Genomic DNA, 17,772 nt, shown 5'->3' on the forward strand with positions numbered 1-17,772 from the left:
CGAAGACGGCGACCTTGGTGCGCGGTGTCAGTTGAGACCCACCCTTTCCGCATGGAGGAGACATGACAACACCAGGACCAGAACCCAAGGACGTCCCCGGCTTGGAACCAGGTGGGTCCGTAACACCCGGGGACACCCCGCCGGACGCGGGTCAGACGTCGGGTTTGTCGCACCCCCAACCGATTCCCTCGCGGCTGCCGTCGATCATCACGATCGTCGTGATCGGGGTCCTCGTCCTGGGAGTGGCCGGCTTCTTCATCGTGCGGGCGCTCGACCTGTTCTGACCACTATTGGTCGAATCCACGTGGACGATCTGCCCGGCCCTGAACGAGATCACCGGGATTCTAGGTCCTTGATGGCTCGGACCCGAGGCCCGGATAACGTGAACACGTTTTCAGGCCTTGACAGTAGAACCGTGCCTGGTGATTCATAACAAGCGCGATCCACCCTGGCTCCCTTCGTCGGCGGTAGAGCCGTCAACTCGAAAGATCAGGTCAAACTCACCCGTCAGTTCCGTGTGAGGGGCCCGGTCCGGGGTACCCGAGACCATGTTCACCCGGTTCCGGGCTGGAGAAAGCCGTCCCGGAACGACATTCGGGTGTCCGGCCCGTCCGTTTCCACGTGTATCGGAAGGAGCACCATGACCGCATCGGCCACCAAAGTACAGCGAAGCCCACGTCAGCTTTTCGCGATGACTGTAGGCACGGTATTTCTGCTTGTCGGCATTTTAGGGTTCATCCCCGGGGTAACGACAAATTACGACCAGTTGAGCGGTGCCGGCCACGAGTCCGGCGCTCTCTTGCTGGGGGTGTTCCAGGTTTCGATCCTGCACAATCTCGTCCACCTCGCGTTCGGGCTGGCGGGAATTCTGCTGGCACGGACGGTCAATGGCGCGAAGTCTTTTCTGGTCGGCGGCGGGGTGATCTATCTCGTGCTGTGGGTGTACGGCCTGCTCATCGACCACGGGTCGGCGGCCAACTTCGTGCCGGTCAACAGTGCCGACAACTGGCTGCACCTCGGGCTCGGCATCTTGATGATCCTCTTGGGAGTCGTACCGCTGTCCGGCGGCAAGGCGCCCATCGCAGACTCCCGCTGATTCCACTTTTTCTCTTCGGAGGTTACTTGTGTTCCGTCATACCAAATTACTCCAGTTCGAAGCCAAACCCGAAAAGCCGGACGCGGTGTACGCCCGGAAGCTGCAGGAACTGATCGGCGGCGCTTACGGTGAGATGACCGTGACCATGCAGTACTTGTTCCAGGGCTGGAACTGCCGGATCGAAGGCAAGTACAAGGATCTGATCATGGACACGGCGACCGAGGAGATCGGGCATGTCGAAATGCTCGCCACCATGGTCGCCCGGTTGCTGGAAGGCGCGCCCGCGACAGCGACCGCCGAGGCGGCCAAGGACCCGGTGACGGCGGCGATCCTTGGCGGGATGGATCCGCAGCAGGCGATCGTCGCGGGCGGTGGCGCCATGCTGGGCAACAGCCAGGGGGTGCCGTGGAATGGTGGCTACATCGTGGCGAGCGGGAACCTGCTGGCCGATTTCCGGGCGAACGCCGCCGCCGAAGCCCAGGGCCGACTGCAGACGGCGCGGTTGTACAACATGACCGACGATCCCGGCGTGAAGGCGATGCTGCAGTTCAATCTCGCCCGCGACACGGTGCACCAGAAGCAGTGGCTGGCGGCCATCGAAGAACTCGAAGCGGACGGGCTGGAGGGTTCCATCGTGCCGGACGCGTTGTTCGACGAGGAGAACCAAGAGCACAACAACACCGTGTGGCGACTGTCCGACGGAACGGACGGCAGCAAGGGTGCCTGGAGTTTCGAAGGTGAAGAGATCGAATACTTGAACGACCCCATGCCGCTCGGCGGCCCCGGCACCGCTCCCAAACCCGATCCCGCGCTCTACGGGACTTACTCGCCGGTGCAAGACGCTGTCGGAACGATCAAGGGGAAAGCCAAGGCGGCCAAGAACAAGGCTACCGTGAAGCAGAAGAAGGCCAAGAACTAGAAGACGGCCAGAGGGGTTCTTTCTCGCGATAGCGTGAGAAAGAACCCCTCACCGTGTATCGAGGCGGGTGGCCCCTATGCCGCCCAGGCGAGCGACGGCATCGATGCCGTCGAAGCATTCCGGGTTTCATCAAGGGCTCTGGGCGTAACAACGCGTGTCAACGGGTCCCAGGTCGAGTGGTGGTCGGTCGGTTGAGCAAACAGCCCACTGGCCGCCGTCGGGCGAGCGTGGCACAGATGTGGCCGGTTCCTGGCGTACGGAACCGGCCACATCTGTGCAACGGCCTGGGTCGGGAGAATCGGCCGCCGACCTCACCTTTGCCGTCGGGCAACGACCTGCTCTGGTGAGGATGTCTTAAGAGGTCAGGACTGTCCGGGACGAGACACGTCGCCACGCCACGCGCCCGTCTCGGCGCCGTCGCGGTTCTCGAGAAAGGTCTTGAACCGATCCAGATCGCCTTGGACGCGTCGGTCAAGGATCCCGAGCTTGTCGGCGACGTTCTCCACGAAGCCCTCGGGGTCGATGTCCATCTGGACGGTGACCCGGGTGTGGTGCTCGTCGAGGCGGTGCACGGTGACGACACCGGCGTGGTTCGGGCCGTCATCGGACTTCCACGCGACCCGTTCGTCCGGGTGCTGCTCGGTGATGGTGGCGTCGAATTCCTTGGAGACACCGGCGACGGTGATGGTCCAATGCGTGTGGGTGTTGTCGCGCTGCTCGACCCGTTCCACGCCTTCCATGAACCGGGGGAATTCGGCGAACTGGGTCCACTGGTTGTAGACGTCGCTGACCGGGGCCTCGACATCTACCGACTTGGTGATCGTGCTCATCAAGCGCCTCCTGAGGCGGGTCCACTTTCTGTCCGCCCGCCGGATACCCGGCTGACTGTCCTCGAAACGCACCACGCTTCCGGTGGGTTTGCCGTCGGCGGGGAAGGGAAACCGTAGACATTCGGCAGGACGCACGCGGAAGAGGGAGCACCATGAAGGCAGTCACCTGGCACGGCAAGCGCGACGTGCGCGTCGACACGGTGCCGGACCCGAAGATCGAGGCTTCCACGGACGCGATCGTGCGGATCACCTCCACCGGCATCTGCGGCTCCGACCTGCATTTGTACGAGGTGCTCGGAGCGTTCATGACCGAAGGCGACATCCTGGGGCATGAGCCGATGGGTGTGGTCGAGGAGGTCGGCTCCGAGGTCAGCGGGCTCAAAGCGGGTGACCGGGTGGTCGTCCCGTTCAATATCTCCTGTGGCCATTGCTACATGTGCACCCGTGGCCTCCAGTCACAGTGCGAGACCACCCAGGTGACCGACCAGGGCAAGGGCGCGGCGTTGCTGGGCTATACCAAGCTCTACGGACAGGTCCCCGGGGGACAGGCCGAATACCTGCGGGTTCCGCAGGCGCACTACGGGCCGATCAAGGTTCCGGACGGCCCGCCGGACGAGCGGTTCGTCTATCTGTCCGATGTCGTCCCGACCGCTTGGCAAGCCGTCGACTACGCGAACATCCCGCGCGATGGCACTGTCGTGGTGTTCGGCTTGGGCCCGATCGGGCAGATGGCCTGCCGGGTCGCCCGCCACCGCGGTGCCGGCGAGGTCATCGGTGTCGACCTGGTGCCCGAGCGGCTGGCTCGCGCTCGCGAACACGGTGCCACCACGCTCGACACCCGGGACCACAAGGAGATCGGCGACGCCATCCGGCAGCTCACCGGCGGTCGCGGCGCCGACTCGGTGATCGACGCGGTGGGTATGGAGGCGCATGGCGCGCCGGTGGGCAGGCTGGCGCAGAACCTGGTCGGGTTGTTGCCGCAGCAGCTGGGGGCCAAGCTCACGGAGAAAGCGGGCATCGACAGGCTCAGTGTGCTGTACGCGGCGATCGACAGCGTCCGCCGCGGCGGCACGATCTCGCTGTCCGGAGTGTACGGCGGGATGGTCGACCCGATCCCGATGATGGATCTGTTCGACAAGCAGATCCAGCTGCGGATGGGGCAGGCCAACGTCCGTCGATGGATAGACGACATCATGCCGGTCCTCACCGCTGACGACGACCCGCTCGGCGTCGAAGGGTTCGCCACGCACAAGCTGCCGTTGGCTGACGCACCCCGGGCGTACGAAATCTTCCAGAAGAAGCTCGACGGTGCGCAGAAGATCCTCCTTCAGCCCGCGGCTTGACCTGGCGGGACCGTGGAAGAGGCGAGCGCGACACCAGCACGCCGAGTTTGATTTGACTCGTTCCAGAAAACCTTCTAGGATCCTTGGTGATGTCCGAATTCGCAGCGCAGCTGCGGGCGGCCTCGTTGCGCGTGACCCGGCCTCGGTTGGCTGTGCTCGCCGCGCTCCGTGACCATCCCCATGTCGACACCGAAGCGGTGATCGCACTGGTGCGGGCCGAGCTTCCCTCGGTGTCGCATCAGGCGATCTACGACGTGCTCCGGGCGCTCACCGACGCTCGTCTGCTGAGGCGTATCCAACCCGCCGGAGCGCTCGCCCGATACGAATCCAGGGTGGGGGACAACCACCACCACGTCGTGTGCCGCTCTTGCGGTGCGATCGCGGACGTCGATTGTGCTGTCGGCCATGCACCCTGTCTCACCGCCTCGGCGGACCACGGCTTCGTGGTCGATGAGGCGGAGGTCGTCTTTTGGGGTCTTTGCCCCGATTGCGGCCGAACCGTCCAGTGATGATCCGCCTCGGAAGGAAGTTAATGAGCGACACCCCGGAGAAGGTCCCGTCGAGCGCACAGGGCGTGGACCGGAAAGCGGCTGAAGGCTGCCCGGTGGCTCACGATTCGGTGACCGCGCACGGCAGCGAGAGCGAGAACCCGGCGATCGACTCGCCGACCCCGAAGACGGGCGGGCGTCCGCGGACGAACCAGGACTGGTGGCCCAACCAGCTCGACCTTTCGATACTGCACGCCCATTCGTCGAAGGCCAACCCGCTCGGCGAGAACTTCAGCTACGCCAAAGAGTTCGCCAAGCTCGACGTCGAAGCCCTCAAGAGTGACATCGCCGGTGTGCTCACCACCTCGCAGGACTGGTGGCCCGCCGACTTCGGGCACTACGGCGGCCTGATGATCCGGATGAGCTGGCACGCCGCAGGCACCTACCGCATCCATGACGGCCGTGGCGGGGCCGGTGACGGTTCTCAGCGCTTCGCGCCGCTGAACAGCTGGCCCGACAACGCCAACCTCGACAAGGCACGCCGTTTGCTGTGGCCGGTCAAGGAAAAGTACGGTCAGCAGATCTCGTGGGCCGACCTGCTGGTGCTCGCCGGCAACGTCGCCCTGGAGTCGATGGGTTTCAAGACTTTCGGTTTCGGCTTCGGGCGTCAGGACACCTGGGAGCCCGAGGAAATCTTCTGGGGACCGGAGGACGCCTGGCTGGGCGACGAGCGCTATGCCGGCGACGCGGAGATGGTGCCCGACGTCGGCGCGACCGAGATGGGCCTCATCTACGTCAACCCCGAGGGGCCCCGCGGCAGCGCGGACTTCCGCGCGGCGGCCCACTTCATCCGGGAGACCTTCGGCCGGATGGCGATGAATGACGAGGAGACCGTCGCCCTCATCGCCGGTGGGCACACCTTCGGCAAGACCCACGGTGCGGGCATCGCCGACGACCACGTCGGCCCGGAACCCGAGGGCGCGCCGCTGGAGACGCAGGGGCTGGGCTGGCTGAGCACACACGGGAGCGGCAAGGGCGCCGACACGATCACCAGCGGTCTCGAGGTGACGTGGACCGACCGGCCGACCGAGTGGAGTAATCGCTTCTTCGAGATCCTCTTCGGCTACGAATGGGAGCTCACCCAGAGCCCTGGCGGCGCGAAGCAGTACGTCGCCAAGGACGCCCCGGAGATCATCCCGGATCCGTACGACCCGGCCAAGAAGTACCGGCCGACCATGCTCACCACCGACCTGTCGCTGCGCTTCGACCCGACTTACGAGAAGATCTCGCGCCGGTTCCTGGAGCACCCCGACGAGTTCGCGCTGGCGTTCGCCAAGGCCTGGTACAAGCTGCTGCACCGTGACATGGGCCCGGTCAGCCGTTTCCTGGGACCGTGGGTCCCCGAGCCGCAGTTGTGGCAGGACCCGGTGCCCGCCGTCGACCACGACCTCGTGGACGACTCCGACATCGCCACGCTCAAGGCGAAGGTGCTCGACTCCGGTCTCTCGGTCGCCCAGCTGGTTTCCGCGGCTTGGGCGTCGGCGGCGAGTTTCCGGTCCACCGACAAGCGCGGTGGGGCTAACGGCGCCCGGATCCGTCTCGAGCCCCAGCGAGGCTGGGAGGTCAACCAGCCGGAGCAGCTCGCGACGGTCTTGGAGGTCCTCGAGGGCATCCAGCGCGAGTTCAACGACGCGGGTGGCGCGAAGATCTCGCTCGCGGACCTGATCGTGCTGGCCGGTTCGGCCGCCGTCGAGAAGGCGGCGCGCGACGCCGGTGTCGAGACGACCGTGCCGTTCCACCCCGGCCGCACCGACGCCACCCAGGAGCAGACCGACGTCGAATCGTTCGAGGTGCTCGAGCCGCGCGCCGACGGGTTCCGCAACTATCTGCGTGCCGAAGAGAAGCTCCAGCCCGAGGTCCTGCTCGTAGACCGCGCCTACCTGCTCAACCTGACCGCACCCGAGATGACCGTCCTGGTCGGTGGTCTGCGTTCCCTCGGTGCCAACGCCGGGGACAGCCGTCACGGCGTTCTCACCGAGCGGCCGGGCGTGCTCACCAACGACTTCTTCACCAATCTGCTCTCGCCGGGGACCCGGTGGAAGGTGTCGGAGTCCGAGGAGAACGTCTACGAGATCCGCGACTCGGCGACCGACGAGGTGAAGTGGACCGCCACCGCGGTCGACCTCGTTTTCGGCTCCAACTCCCAGTTGCGGGCTCTCGCGGAGGTCTACTCCGGCCAGAGCGCTCGTGACAGGTTCGTCGCGGACTTCGTCTCGGCGTGGACCAAGGTGATGGAGCTCGACCGGTTCGATCTCGCCTGACCGTTCACTGTTTCACCGCGGTGTTCCGGGGTATGCCAAGGGATCCCCACCCAGGAGGTCACCTTGGCTGCCTCGAAGCACTCCACCGAACCCGACGGCCCGACCGATCTGCCACGGCGATCCTGGTGGGCTGTCCTCAAGCGGACGGTCGTCCAATTCAACCGTGACAACCTGTTGGATTGGGCGGCCGCGCTCACCTACTACGGCGTTCTTTCGCTGTTTCCCGGCCTGCTCGTACTGACCGCCATCCTCGGCCTTCTCGGGCCGTCTGCCACCCAGACCCTGATCGACAATGCCGGACGGATCGTGCCAGGCCAGGGCCGCGAGATCCTGGTCGGCGCGATCGAGGAACTGTCCCGGTCGAGTGGACTGGCCAGCGCCGCCGCGATCTTCGGTGTCCTGGCGGCTCTTTGGTCGTCTTCGGGCTATATCGGCGCGTTCATGCGTGCTTCCAACGTCATCTACTCGATGCCCGAAGGCCGCCCGGTCTGGAAGACCTGGCCGTTGCGGCTCGGCCTGACCCTCGCGCTGCTCGTCATCCTCGCCCTCTGCGCGATCGGGATCGTCGCGACGGGCGACGTCGCCCGGTCACTCGGCGATCTCGTCGGGCTGGGCTCGACCGGCGTTATGGTCTGGGACATCGCGAAATGGCCCGTGATCGCGCTACTGGCTGTCCTGGCGTTCGCGGTGCTCTACTGGGCGAGTCCCAATGTGCGGCAACCCCGGTTCCGCTGGATGACGCCTGGCGGCCTGGTCGCCGTCGTGCTGTGGGCCGCGGCCACCCTCGGGTTCGCCATCTACGTGAGCAACTTCGCCTCTTACAACAAGATCTATGGCTCGCTGGCCGGAGTGATCGTATTCTTGGTCTGGCTGTGGATCTCGAACATCGCCGTCCTGCTCGGTGCCGAACTCAACGCGGAGCTCACCCGGGGCAAGGAACGGGCGGCGGGCCGTCCGGCCAAGGACGAACCGTTCCTCCCGCCGCGCGACACCCAGGCGATGGACGACGAGGAGACCGCCGAGGTCGCCGCAGCCGAGACGCGTGAGTCCGGCAAGTGAGATTCCCGCGAACCCGGGGCGGGGGATAGCCTGGAGGCATGCTCAGGCTCGGCTTTCCTGTGATCGGTGTGTCGGATCTACCGCGGGCGGTCAGGTTCTGGACTGCCGCGGTGAACCTGGTGGCCAGTGACGAGTGGGCGAGCGACGGCTGGCGGACCCTGGTCCACGCGGATGGCTCCGGGCGCGCGCTGGGGTTGATGACGAGCGAGTCCCCGATCGAACCGTACCCCCGGATCCACCTCGACCTCGTCGTCGACACCGCCGCCGAACAAACGGCAGAAGTCTTACGCCTGAAGGAACTCGGTGCCACAGACGTCGGTTGGGACCGGTATCCGCCCAAGCCTGACTTCGTCGTTCTCGCCGACCCGGACGGCAACCGCTTTTGTGTCGTCGACCTCAGCAACGCGCCTTCGGGCAGCTGAGCGACTGTCAGCGCCACGGCTGATCGATACCGGTAGTGATGTTCTACCGCAGGTGATGGTGGAACAGAGTGCTAGGTCGGCGGTTCGCGCGAGGCGCCGGCCTGTCCTGTTCAGGGGCTGGATCGAGGCGAGAAAGTGCGCGCTACGAATCCAGGTCACCGGTCAGGCGATGACGGCCGGATTCCCGTGCGATCACGCCGCCAGCAGTGCTGTCCCCGGCGCGAGCCCCGGCGTCCACATTTCCTACGCGCCCGACATCTCTTGCGTTCCAACGAAGGAACGGCAACGCTGACTCAGTCCGGCATGCGTGGTCACGCTGAGGCCGGTGTCACCGTGGATCCGGAGTCCTTGTGACACAGGAATGTTCGATGTGCCGGCCGAAAAGCGCGTAACTCGATCGGACCACTGATCACGCGGTCAACGGGCCGCCGGACCCACACGATGGTGGAACGGCGTGGAAAAGACCGGCTCGCATCAGTACGTTTCCCGTGACACGGGACGAAAACACACTCTCGCTGCCGTCCTGTTCGATGCAAACGTCCTCAAGGAGAATTCATGCTGAAGAAGATCGGCTTCGTCGCGGCCGCCATGGCCGCCGGTGCCTTCATCGGTGGTGGGGTCGCTTCCGCCGACACCACCGACGACCGCTACGACTACGACGGCCACGACATCAGTGAGCAGGTCGGTCTGGTCAACCTGAACAACATCGACGCGCTGCACAACGTCAACGCCGTGGTGGGTGTGTGTGGCAACGATGTGAACGTGCTCGGCGTCCAGGTGCCGATCCGTGACTCGCTGAACGGCATTGGTGTGCCGATCCTTTCGCCGGGTGCGCACGAGGCCAGTGGCGAGTCCCCCTACAACTGCGCCGCCGGTGGCATCGTCGACGGTGGCACGTCGCAGGGCAACTAGTAGCTCCCTGCCGAGGTCGCCCGTTGTGTGTACGGAAGTCGGCTGAGGCAAGGGGTCCGGCGAGACGCATCGAGGTCGTGAAGCGTGCCCGGAACGTGGAAAAGAGTGCATACTCCGTTCCACGTTCCGGGCACGTCACGGCGCGAAGCGACGCCGGCACGGGTGGGGCCGGTTCGTCCTGCCCAGGAGTTGACCGGCCCCATCCAGCGTGACATGCACGATAACCGATATCCCCGGCTGCTGCGAACTGAAGTTCCGCCGCCGGGATTTCCCTCACTGGTTATTCCGGTGGGTTTGTCTGAGGAGTTTTCTGTGATCAAGCAGCTTGGTTTCGTGGCTACCGCTGTGGCGGCTGGGATGGCGATCGTGGGTGGGTCCGCGTCGGCGGCGAATGTGTCGGTGGCGGGTCACCCGGTGGACCACAATGAGCAGATCGGTCTGGCGAACGTGCAGAACCTGGACGTGGTCCACAATCTCAATGTGGTCGGCGGGGTGTGTGACAACAACGTCAACGTGCTCGGTGTCCAGGTCCCGGTTCGTGACGTCGCCGAGGGTATCGCTATTCCGGTCTTGTCTCCTGGTGAGACCGAGGCCGAGGGTGCCACTCCGGACAACTGTGCCGGTGGCGGCATCGTCGACGGCGGGACCGTCCAAGAAAACTGATCGATCCCGTTAGCAGCCGCCGCGTGGAAGCCCCTCCACGCGGCGGCTTCTTTATGCGACGAAACATGATGCCCCTTGAGGTGTCACGCGGGTGAGGTCAGGCTCCCGGCACGGTCCGGGCGGCCTGACCTCACCGCTTTTCGCCGCCCCGAACAGCGACTGATCGAAAGCTTGCCCAGAGGTCGCCATCGTCGCGACTCGAGTCATCCGATCCGGGACGGCGTCGTTCCCTGAGTTGCGAGTCGGTCAACCGCACCGTTTCCGGCCAGGGCAACTGCGGAGGAACTTCACGACCGGACCTCGGGGGAGAACCTGGTGCAGGCCCGGTTTCCCGTCCGGCCATTCGATGGACAGGGCGATGGACGAGGAGTTGTTGCCGTAGTCGGTTTCCGCCAGAGTCCGGTCGTCGTTGACGGTGTTGACCAGGTCGTAGGTCCCCGACGGGACGTCGGTGATGTCCAGCCACTGAAAGTCGACGTCGTACTTGTAGTCGTCACCGGCTCCGACGGAGATTCCTTCGACCACGTCGAGTGCGGCCGGTTCGTGGTGGCGGCATTTGTTCGCGCGCAGGCGCTGGGCGAGTTCCGCGTCAGGGCCGGATTCGCCCGGAACCCGGTCGAGCGCGCCGATGTCCGCGACCCGGAAGCGATCGCCGAGACAGAAGCCGTTCTTGCGATCGGTGACGACGGTCTTTCCCTGCTTCGAGACCAGCGCGAAGTGCTCGAAGTTCATCAAGTGCCAGTGCTGGTGATCCGTGGCGGGTTCGTAGTAGGTGAAGGTACGCGTGGGCCGCTGTGCTTTGTCGTAATCGGCTGGTATCGAACCGTCCGCGGCGTTGCGAAGAGCCTGCCGGACCGTCATGCGCCCTTGTGTCGTGTCGCTGCGTCGACCGTAAAGCAGCAGAGGCCCGTCGCCGATGTTTTCTTCCGAGCTGGTGAATCGCAGCCGGACGGCCTTCGCGGCGGCAGGGAGGACGCAGCGGCCGTTCGGGGCGGCCGGGTCGATCACCATGCAGACGTCCCAGTCCACGCACTTCAGGGCGTCGCCGGCATGCCCTCCGGCGCATCCCGGTGGGGCCTGGCGGAGATCCGGCAACAGGAGTTGTGGTGACGCGTCAGAGGTCGGGATGGAAGTCGTGGCGGCCGTCAGGAGCACTACCGCGGCCAGGGTGAGGTATTTCTTGAGCAAGAGGTGGGACCCGTTCTGTGCTGAGATCTTCGACGAGGTAACCCTATTCGAGTAATCTCTTTTCTGGTGGAAGGCACAACCGGATCACACCATGGATTGATCTTGTCACCATTGCCGTGGGTCCGGTGCGTAGCGTGCGTTCAAACCCGCTCCGAAAGGATGTCCGAATGTCGATTTCCGCCGGTCTCCGCGCACCAGCGGCGGATCACAGTGGTACCTCCCGGGCCGTGACGGCCGGTGGTGTCGTTCTGGTCTGTGGGACCCGGCCGGAACTCATCAAGTTGTCGCCGTTGATGCGCTACTTGGGAGACGACTGCATGACTGTCTACACAGGACAACACTACGACGACTCGCTGTACTCACGTATCCGGGCGGATCTCCCACCGTCGAAGCGCTTTCACGAGCTGGGTGTGACCGTTGCCGGCCGCGGTGCGCAGCTCGGCCGGGCGATCAGCGCCGTCGACGAGGTCCTGGCCACGTACCCGCGTCCGGTGGTGCTGGTGCAGGGTGACACGACGTCCGCGCTCGCCGGCGCGCTGGCGGCCAACGCGCGTGAACTCCCGGTGGTGCACGTCGAAGCGGGGTTGCGCAGTCACGATCGCGCCATGCCCGAGGAACACAACCGTGTGCTGATCGACCATGTCGCCGACCTCTGCTGCGCGCCGACCGACCTCAATCGGCTGAATCTCCTCGCCGAGAACATCCCGTCCGGGCGTATCGCCGTCACGGGCAACACCGTCGTGGAGGCACTGGAAGCAGCTCTCCCGTCGGCGGGGGACCGGGCCGCGGTCCTCTCGGCTCGCGGACTCCGCCGGGACGAGTACGTCCTCGCCACCATCCACCGACCGGAGAACGTCGACGATCCCGAGCAGCTGACTGAGATCCTGCGCGAGCTCTGCGGGCTGCCGATCCCCGTCGTGTTCCCGTTGCACCCCCGGACGAGCAAGAGTATCGAGCGCTTCGGCCTGACCCGGTTTTTGGAGCCGCTTCTGGTACTCGAACCCCAGGCCTATCCGGCGTTCCTCGCGTTGGCCGCGGAAGCCGCGGTGATCATCTCGGATTCCGGTGGTATCCAGGAAGAGGTGAGCGTGCTGAAACGACCGGTGGTCGTGGTGCGGCGGAGCACCGAGCGTCCCGAGATCTCCGGTCTGTTCGGTGTCCTGGTTCCGCCTGGACCTCTGATCGGTGTGGAGACCGCGGCGTGGCTGACCGACGTCGCGGCCCACCGTGAGCGACTCAGCCTACTGCCTTCGCCGTACGGGGACGGGTCGGCTTCTCGCCGGATCGTGGACGCTATCGAGGCGAAGTTCCCGTGGGCATGAGCGCGGTGCCGTCGAGAATCCGGCCGGTCACGTCGTTCGCGAGCTTGACGCTCGAGTTCCAGCTGGTCACGTCCGGGTAGACATGCGCGGTGGTCGCCAGCCGCAGGCTCGTACCGTCCACAGTGGTGGGTGGGCGAAGCGCGAGATATCCCAGTGGATAGACCGGTTCGACGAACGGTGCCTTGAACACCCGCACCTCCTCGACATCGTCCGGCGTGAGTTCGGGGAAGAGGTCGATGAGCTGAGCCGTCCAGTGTGTGGCTGTTTTGGCGGCGTCGCGGGCGTAGAGCCTTGACGCGCGATCGGTGTAGCGCATGACATAGACGAGGTGCGAGCCTCCGTAGGCTTCAATGCCGGTGAGTGCGGACATCTCGACCACTCCGTCGAACCCGGTCCCCGAGCGCAGCACCGGTGTCCAGTAGTGCCCGGTCAACGGACGACGAAGGAAGAACGCGGCGGTGACCACTCCTTGGTAGGGGAGTTCGGTCCGCGGGAGGAGAGCGGCGAGTTCTTCGTCGGCGAGTCCGCGCAACATCGGCAGCGGCACCGTCGAGATCACCTGCCCGACGGTGAGAACCTCGCCGTCGGCCAGCGTGAGGGAGCTGCTTTCCGCCCCGCTGTGCAACCGATGGACCGGTGTCGATGTGCGGACGGTCCCACCCGCGTCCTCGATGGACACGCGCAACGCGTCGATGATCGCCTTGTAGCCGCCGTCGGGGTATCCCCGAGTCGAGACGTTCCGTTCACGCCCCAGCCGCTGCCACAGGTACAGAGCGGGGACATCACCGAAGGAGGAACCGAACTTCGAGCCGAACATCGGCGCGAGGAGTTCCTCCCACACCCGGCGACCGTAGAGCCCGCGCAGCCAGTCCTCGGTGCGAAGCGTGTCGAGGTCCCGTCCCTGCCCCAGCTGCCGCAACAACAGCGACACCGCGCCGAAGCGCACCCTGTCGTGAAACCGGAGAGGCGTGAACCGCAGGAGGTCGAGGGCTGAGTTGAACCGGTGCCGCCTACCGTCGACGACCATGCCCATGGTCGTCTCGCGCCACCGCACCGAGTCTTTCAGGCCCAATTCGTCCAGTAGCCGAAGAAGGTCGTCGTCGGTCGGCATGACGCAGTGGTAGAACCGCTCCACCCACCCGTCCCGATACGGGAAGAAACTTCCGAGCCCGCCGAGCTGGTCACTGGCTTCCAGCAGGGTCACGCGGACGCCGTCGCGAGCGAGCCGGTGTGCCGCGGCCAGGCCGCAGATGCCGCCGCCGATCACGGCGACGTGCGGGGGAGAGGTCGTCACCGGGGTCACAGCTTTCGGAAGGGCGCCGGGCTGAGCCGGTCGCGGGCGAGCAGTCTCACGTACTGCAGGATGGTCCGCCGGAGCTTCAGCTTGCTCGGCCCCTGTTTGCGGTCGTAGCGCAGGGCCAGCGGGATCTCCGTGATCACCGGTCGGCAATGGCGGAGTTTGAGCAGCAGTTCCACCATGCAGGCGAACCCCTGTTCTTCGATGAGCCGCTCGCCCCAGTGGTCGGACGCCCTGGTCAGCAAGGTCGCGCGATAGGCGCGGTAGCCACTGGTGAAATCGCGGACCCCTTCGACGGCGAGCGCGCGCTGAAAGAGTTGCGCGGCCCCGCGGGAGAGGAGTCGCCTGCCGAGCGGGGCGGTCCGATCGTCGCCGCCCTGGACGAAACGTGAGCAGATGGCGACATCCGAGCCGGCGGCGATTTCCGCCTGCAGCAGGCTGATCAGGCCGGGATCGTGAGTGTCGTCGGCGTCCATGACCACGACGATGTCGTCGGGGCCGGAGTCTTCCAGCGCCGCGCGGAGCCCGGACAGCACGGCGCGGCCCAACCCGAGGTTGATCGCGTGCCGCACGACGCGCACCTCGAGCCCGCCGAAGCCGGATTCCGCCACCGCCGCGGAGCGGTCGGACGAACCGTCGTCGACGACCCAGACGGTGATCTGTTCGGTGAGTGCCACCTCGGCGAGCCGCCGGAGCAGTGCGGGCAATGCCGCTTCTTCGTTGAAGGCGGGCAGGACCACGTGCGCGCGCCCACCTGTCTTCGCTTTCCGGTCCGGTTCCGCTCTGGTGGCCAGAGCGGTCTTCTCCACTGCCACGAGTCCCCTTCGACGAGTCGATACGATCCGCGGCCGTCATCCTCAATTCGGCCGTCAGCTCATATTCGGCTATGTTGTGCCCTTTCTTTAGGGCCGCCAGAGGTCCCCCAAAAGGAGGGGTAAGCGTGCAACTACGTGGCGTTCACCTGCGTAGCTCAAAGGGGTTCACCATGTTCCCCGATCGTGCCTATGCCTTGAAACGCACAGTAAGCATGCGTCGGCGAAACCGAGCTTACCTCGAATGGATGAGTTTTGCCGAAGGTGGAGGAATGACCGTAGCGGAAGAACCCATGAAATGTGGGATGTGCGACACGCGACAGTTCCGCTCTTTTCGGAAAGGCCGAGGCCGGTGACCGAATTGAGGACGTCGGTCCCTGCCGGGGCGTTGCCGAGTCAAAGACGTCGAAGGCTCGCCTCCACGGCACGGAAGCGTCCCTTGCTGATGCGAGTCAACGCCGTCGTGTTCTTGTTGCTGGCGGTCGATTTCGGCGCATGGCTGGTGGCGACCGCGATGACCGGCGCCGGCCCGCTGGAAGCGGTCGTCGCCGGTGCGGCGTTGGCGAGCGCGCGGTTCGCCGGGCGGGTTCACCGACGTCGCCTGTGGCTTTCCTGGCTGCAGGACCTGCCGCGATCAGTGGCCACTTCCGGAGTCGCGTTCGCGCTGATCGCCTGCGTGGCGCTGGTGACCGGCCCGCACGGACAGAAAATGTCCGCCGCGCAAGAACTCGTGCTGGTGTTCGCCGTGCTCAGCGAAGGCGTTCGGCCGGCTGTCTTCGCGATCGGCCGGTGGGGACGCCGTCGGCTCCGCAGGTGTGACCGCGCCATCGTGGTGGGAGGGGCGGAGAGTGCCGGTGAGCTGATCCGGACCATGGTGCGGCATCCCGAATTCGGTCTGCTGCCGGTCGGATTCGTTCCTTCCGATTCGGACGCGCGGACCGAGGATCTTCCCGTTCAGGTGATTCGCGACGGCCTGGCCGAAGCCATCGTCCGGTGTGGCGCGGGCACGGTCGTGTTCGCTCATTCCAGGGACAGCGACAGCGCGATCGTCGATGCCGCCGTCACGGCGCACCGGCTCCGTTGCGTCACACTGGTTTTGCCACGTTTGTCCGCGCTCTGCCCGGACAAACCAGGGATCGACCGGCTACGCAGTCATCCTTTGGTGTGGTTGGCAGGCGCGCCGACCCGCCGGCCCAGTTGGCGGATCAAGCGGGTGCTCGAAGCAGTGCTGGCCGCCGCCGCGCTCGGCGTCCTGGCGCCGGTCATCGCGGTGTGCGCGCTGGCTGTCGTGCTGGAGAGTGGGTTTCCGGTGCTCTTCCGCCAGGTGCGGGTCGGAGTGGGCGGTGAGACCTTTTTGCTCTATAAGATTCGCAGCGTGCGACAGGACACTGTGGACGATTCACAGACGCGCTGGTCGGTGGCCGGGGATCACCGGGTCGGTCCGGTCGGCCGCTTCCTGCGAAGGACCTCTTTGGACGAAATACCGCAGCTGTGGAACGTCGTACGCGGGGACATGGCGCTCGTCGGCCCGCGTCCGGAGCGGCCGGTGTTCGTCGAGGAGTTCTCCGCCGTTCACGATCTGTACTGGGCACGGCACCGGGTGCCCACCGGACTGACCGGTCTCGCGCAGGTGCACGGCCTCCGTGGGGACACGTCTATCGCGGACAGGGCACGCTACGACAACTATTACATCGCCAACTGGTCACTCTGGCTGGACCTGAAGATCATCATCCTCACGGTGGGAGAACTGTGGTGCCGAAGGCAGCGCTGAGGCGTGCTCACCCGATGGCGACCAGGCTTTCCGCCGGGTACGCCGCGCTCGTGCTGGCCGCGGGGTGCGTGGCCGGATGCACCTCGAGTTCAGCCGGCGAGGTTTCGGCGGCACCGCCGCCGAAACCGTTGGCGCCGTGCGCGTGGTGGTACGGGATCGGTCAGCCACCGACGGACAGCGACCTCAAACTGGCCGCGCAGCGTTACGAAGTCGTGGTGCTCAACGCCGACCAGGGCCCGGCGATGCGGAAGCTGCGGGAGCTCAACCCTCGGATCAAGATCCTGGTGTACAAGGACTTGTCGAGTACCCGCAACTACGCGGGCGCGGTGAACGGTGGCGAGGACGCGGAGTTCCTGCCCAGCGGCATCGGCTATGTCGCGGCGCAGCGTGCGCACCCCGAGTGGTTCGCGACCGACACCCGTGGCAGCCGCATCGAGTGGCAGGGGTACCCGAAACACTGGCAGATGACAGTGTGGGACCCGGCTTACCAGCAGGCTTGGAAGTCCGCTGTGGTGGCAGAGGTGATCCGAGAGGGTTGGGACGGCATCCTCGCCGACAACGACTTCAACTCGTTGAGTCACTATTCGTCGGCGATCCTCACCGGCACCGCGACAGCGGCTGAAACCGACCGGAAGCTGCGTGACGGCCTCGAAGCCTTTCTGTCACTGGTGGGTGATGCGCTCCAGAAGGCGGGCAAGCTGTTCGTGCCGAACGTGTCCGAGACCCACCTGCTGCCGGGGAGGTGGACGGCGCACTCCCGGTTCGGCGGTGCCATGGAGGAGAACTTCGGTTTCCGCGAGAACGGTGGGGCAGGCGGCCTGCTCACCTTCCGCGGCAACGAGTTCCAGGAGTTGCGTGCCCAAGCCGCGCTCGGTGAATCGTTGCTGCTGCTGGTCACCCGGACAAGGTCCGCTCAGCAGGACCGGGCGGGCTATGCCAGCGCGGCACTGCTGGCGGGGCCCCGGACGTGCTGGACCCCGGCCACCACGGACGACTACCGGGATCCCGAATGGTCGAAACTGCAGAGCAGCGGGCTCGGGGAAGCCGTGGACGCCGCGAGCCGCCAGCCGAACGGCGTCTGGACCCGGACCTTCACCAGCGGCTGGGTCGCGGTGAACCCGACGTCGGCGACCCAGACCGTGACGCCTCCCGAAGGACTGGTGCCCGCGGGTAGTCCGCCCATCCGCCCCACGACTTCCATGCCCGCTCCGGTCAGTTCGTGGGTGTCGTCCACACCGCCGTCATCGCCGCCACCGCCGGCCGTCGTCGAACTGGCCGCGGCCGACGCGGTGGTGATGGTCAAACCGAAGTAGTGGGCAGCATGGCATG

The 17,772-nt window shown here is 65.8% G+C and carries 17 protein-coding genes; 13 read left to right on the top strand and 4 right to left on the bottom strand.

Annotated elements, in window-relative coordinates:
- The first annotated feature begins 62 nt into the window (after positions 1-62).
- From ACM6LU_RS14670 to ACM6LU_RS14680, 3 genes are all read left to right on the top strand, one after another.
- A complete protein-coding gene (locus tag ACM6LU_RS14670) occupies positions 63-284 on the top strand; it encodes a DUF6480 family protein (protein ID WP_414938209.1) in 222 nt (73 codons plus the stop codon).
- Between the two features lie 356 nt (positions 285-640).
- Entirely contained in the window at positions 641-1,096 is a 456-nt protein-coding gene (locus tag ACM6LU_RS14675) for a DUF4383 domain-containing protein (RefSeq protein WP_414938210.1), read from the top strand.
- Between the two features lie 28 nt (positions 1,097-1,124).
- On the top strand, positions 1,125-2,015 hold the full coding sequence (locus ACM6LU_RS14680; protein ID WP_414938211.1) for a manganese catalase family protein: 891 nt from the start codon (positions 1,125-1,127) through the stop codon (positions 2,013-2,015).
- A gap of 362 nt (positions 2,016-2,377) precedes the next feature.
- Here ACM6LU_RS14680 and ACM6LU_RS14685 read toward each other — a convergent pair whose 3' ends face one another.
- Complete coding sequence (locus ACM6LU_RS14685) at positions 2,378-2,845, bottom strand: SRPBCC family protein (RefSeq protein ID WP_414938212.1); 468 nt, start codon at positions 2,843-2,845, stop codon at positions 2,378-2,380.
- Positions 2,846-2,997: 152 nt separating this feature from the next.
- On the opposite strand from ACM6LU_RS14685, the gene ACM6LU_RS14690 reads away from it, so the two are divergent.
- The 7 genes from ACM6LU_RS14690 (at position 2,998) to ACM6LU_RS14720 (ending at position 10,053) form a co-directional block, all read left to right on the top strand.
- Positions 2,998-4,188 carry a zinc-dependent alcohol dehydrogenase gene (locus ACM6LU_RS14690; protein ID WP_414938213.1) on the top strand — a complete coding sequence of 397 codons (1,191 nt, stop codon included), beginning with the start codon at positions 2,998-3,000 and terminating at the stop codon, positions 4,186-4,188.
- Between the two features lie 89 nt (positions 4,189-4,277).
- Entirely contained in the window at positions 4,278-4,697 is a 420-nt protein-coding gene (locus ACM6LU_RS14695) for a Fur family transcriptional regulator (protein ID WP_414938214.1), read from the top strand.
- A 23-nt stretch (positions 4,698-4,720) separates the two neighbouring features.
- The gene (gene katG, locus ACM6LU_RS14700) at positions 4,721-6,997 is read left to right on the top strand and encodes a catalase/peroxidase HPI (protein ID WP_414938215.1); all 2,277 of its coding nucleotides are present in this window, start codon (positions 4,721-4,723) and stop codon (positions 6,995-6,997) included.
- Between the two features lie 63 nt (positions 6,998-7,060).
- The gene (locus ACM6LU_RS14705; protein WP_414938216.1) at positions 7,061-8,056 is read left to right on the top strand and encodes a YihY/virulence factor BrkB family protein; all 996 of its coding nucleotides are present in this window, start codon (positions 7,061-7,063) and stop codon (positions 8,054-8,056) included.
- A 38-nt stretch (positions 8,057-8,094) separates the two neighbouring features.
- The gene (locus tag ACM6LU_RS14710; protein WP_414938217.1) at positions 8,095-8,478 is read left to right on the top strand and encodes a VOC family protein; all 384 of its coding nucleotides are present in this window, start codon (positions 8,095-8,097) and stop codon (positions 8,476-8,478) included.
- 555 nt (positions 8,479-9,033) lie between these two features.
- Positions 9,034-9,390 (top strand): hypothetical protein, encoded by a 357-nt coding sequence (locus ACM6LU_RS14715; RefSeq protein WP_414938218.1) that lies wholly within the window; start codon positions 9,034-9,036, stop codon positions 9,388-9,390.
- Positions 9,391-9,702: 312 nt separating this feature from the next.
- Positions 9,703-10,053: a hypothetical protein gene (locus ACM6LU_RS14720; protein ID WP_414938219.1), complete on the top strand. Its 351-nt coding sequence runs from the start codon at positions 9,703-9,705 to the stop codon at positions 10,051-10,053.
- A gap of 246 nt (positions 10,054-10,299) precedes the next feature.
- Here ACM6LU_RS14720 and ACM6LU_RS14725 read toward each other — a convergent pair whose 3' ends face one another.
- Entirely contained in the window at positions 10,300-11,082 is a 783-nt protein-coding gene (locus ACM6LU_RS14725) for a lysyl oxidase family protein (RefSeq protein ID WP_414938220.1), read from the bottom strand.
- Positions 11,083-11,534: 452 nt separating this feature from the next.
- On the opposite strand from ACM6LU_RS14725, the gene wecB reads away from it, so the two are divergent.
- A complete protein-coding gene (gene wecB, locus ACM6LU_RS14730; RefSeq protein ID WP_414938574.1) occupies positions 11,535-12,563 on the top strand; it encodes a non-hydrolyzing UDP-N-acetylglucosamine 2-epimerase in 1,029 nt (342 codons plus the stop codon).
- Here the strand turns inward: wecB and ACM6LU_RS14735 are convergent.
- Together ACM6LU_RS14735 and ACM6LU_RS14740 are read right to left on the bottom strand one after the other, a co-directional pair.
- On the bottom strand, positions 12,535-13,857 hold the full coding sequence (locus ACM6LU_RS14735) for an NAD(P)/FAD-dependent oxidoreductase (protein ID WP_414938221.1): 1,323 nt from the start codon (positions 13,855-13,857) through the stop codon (positions 12,535-12,537). The two genes, wecB and ACM6LU_RS14735, sit on opposite strands and share 29 nt — an antisense overlap.
- A gap of 5 nt (positions 13,858-13,862) precedes the next feature.
- Complete coding sequence (locus ACM6LU_RS14740; protein ID WP_414938222.1) at positions 13,863-14,669, bottom strand: glycosyltransferase; 807 nt, start codon at positions 14,667-14,669, stop codon at positions 13,863-13,865.
- Positions 14,670-15,117: 448 nt separating this feature from the next.
- On the opposite strand from ACM6LU_RS14740, the gene ACM6LU_RS14745 reads away from it, so the two are divergent.
- Complete coding sequence (locus ACM6LU_RS14745) at positions 15,118-16,443, top strand: exopolysaccharide biosynthesis polyprenyl glycosylphosphotransferase (RefSeq protein ID WP_414938575.1); 1,326 nt, start codon at positions 15,118-15,120, stop codon at positions 16,441-16,443.
- The gene (locus ACM6LU_RS14750; protein ID WP_414938223.1) at positions 16,425-17,756 is read left to right on the top strand and encodes a putative glycoside hydrolase family 15 protein; all 1,332 of its coding nucleotides are present in this window, start codon (positions 16,425-16,427) and stop codon (positions 17,754-17,756) included. Before ACM6LU_RS14745 ends, ACM6LU_RS14750 begins: the two co-directional genes overlap by 19 nt.
- Positions 17,757-17,772: the final 16 nt, after the last annotated feature.

Source organism: Amycolatopsis sp. cmx-11-51 (genome assembly GCF_047608665.1).
GTDB lineage: Bacteria > Actinomycetota > Actinomycetes > Mycobacteriales > Pseudonocardiaceae > Amycolatopsis.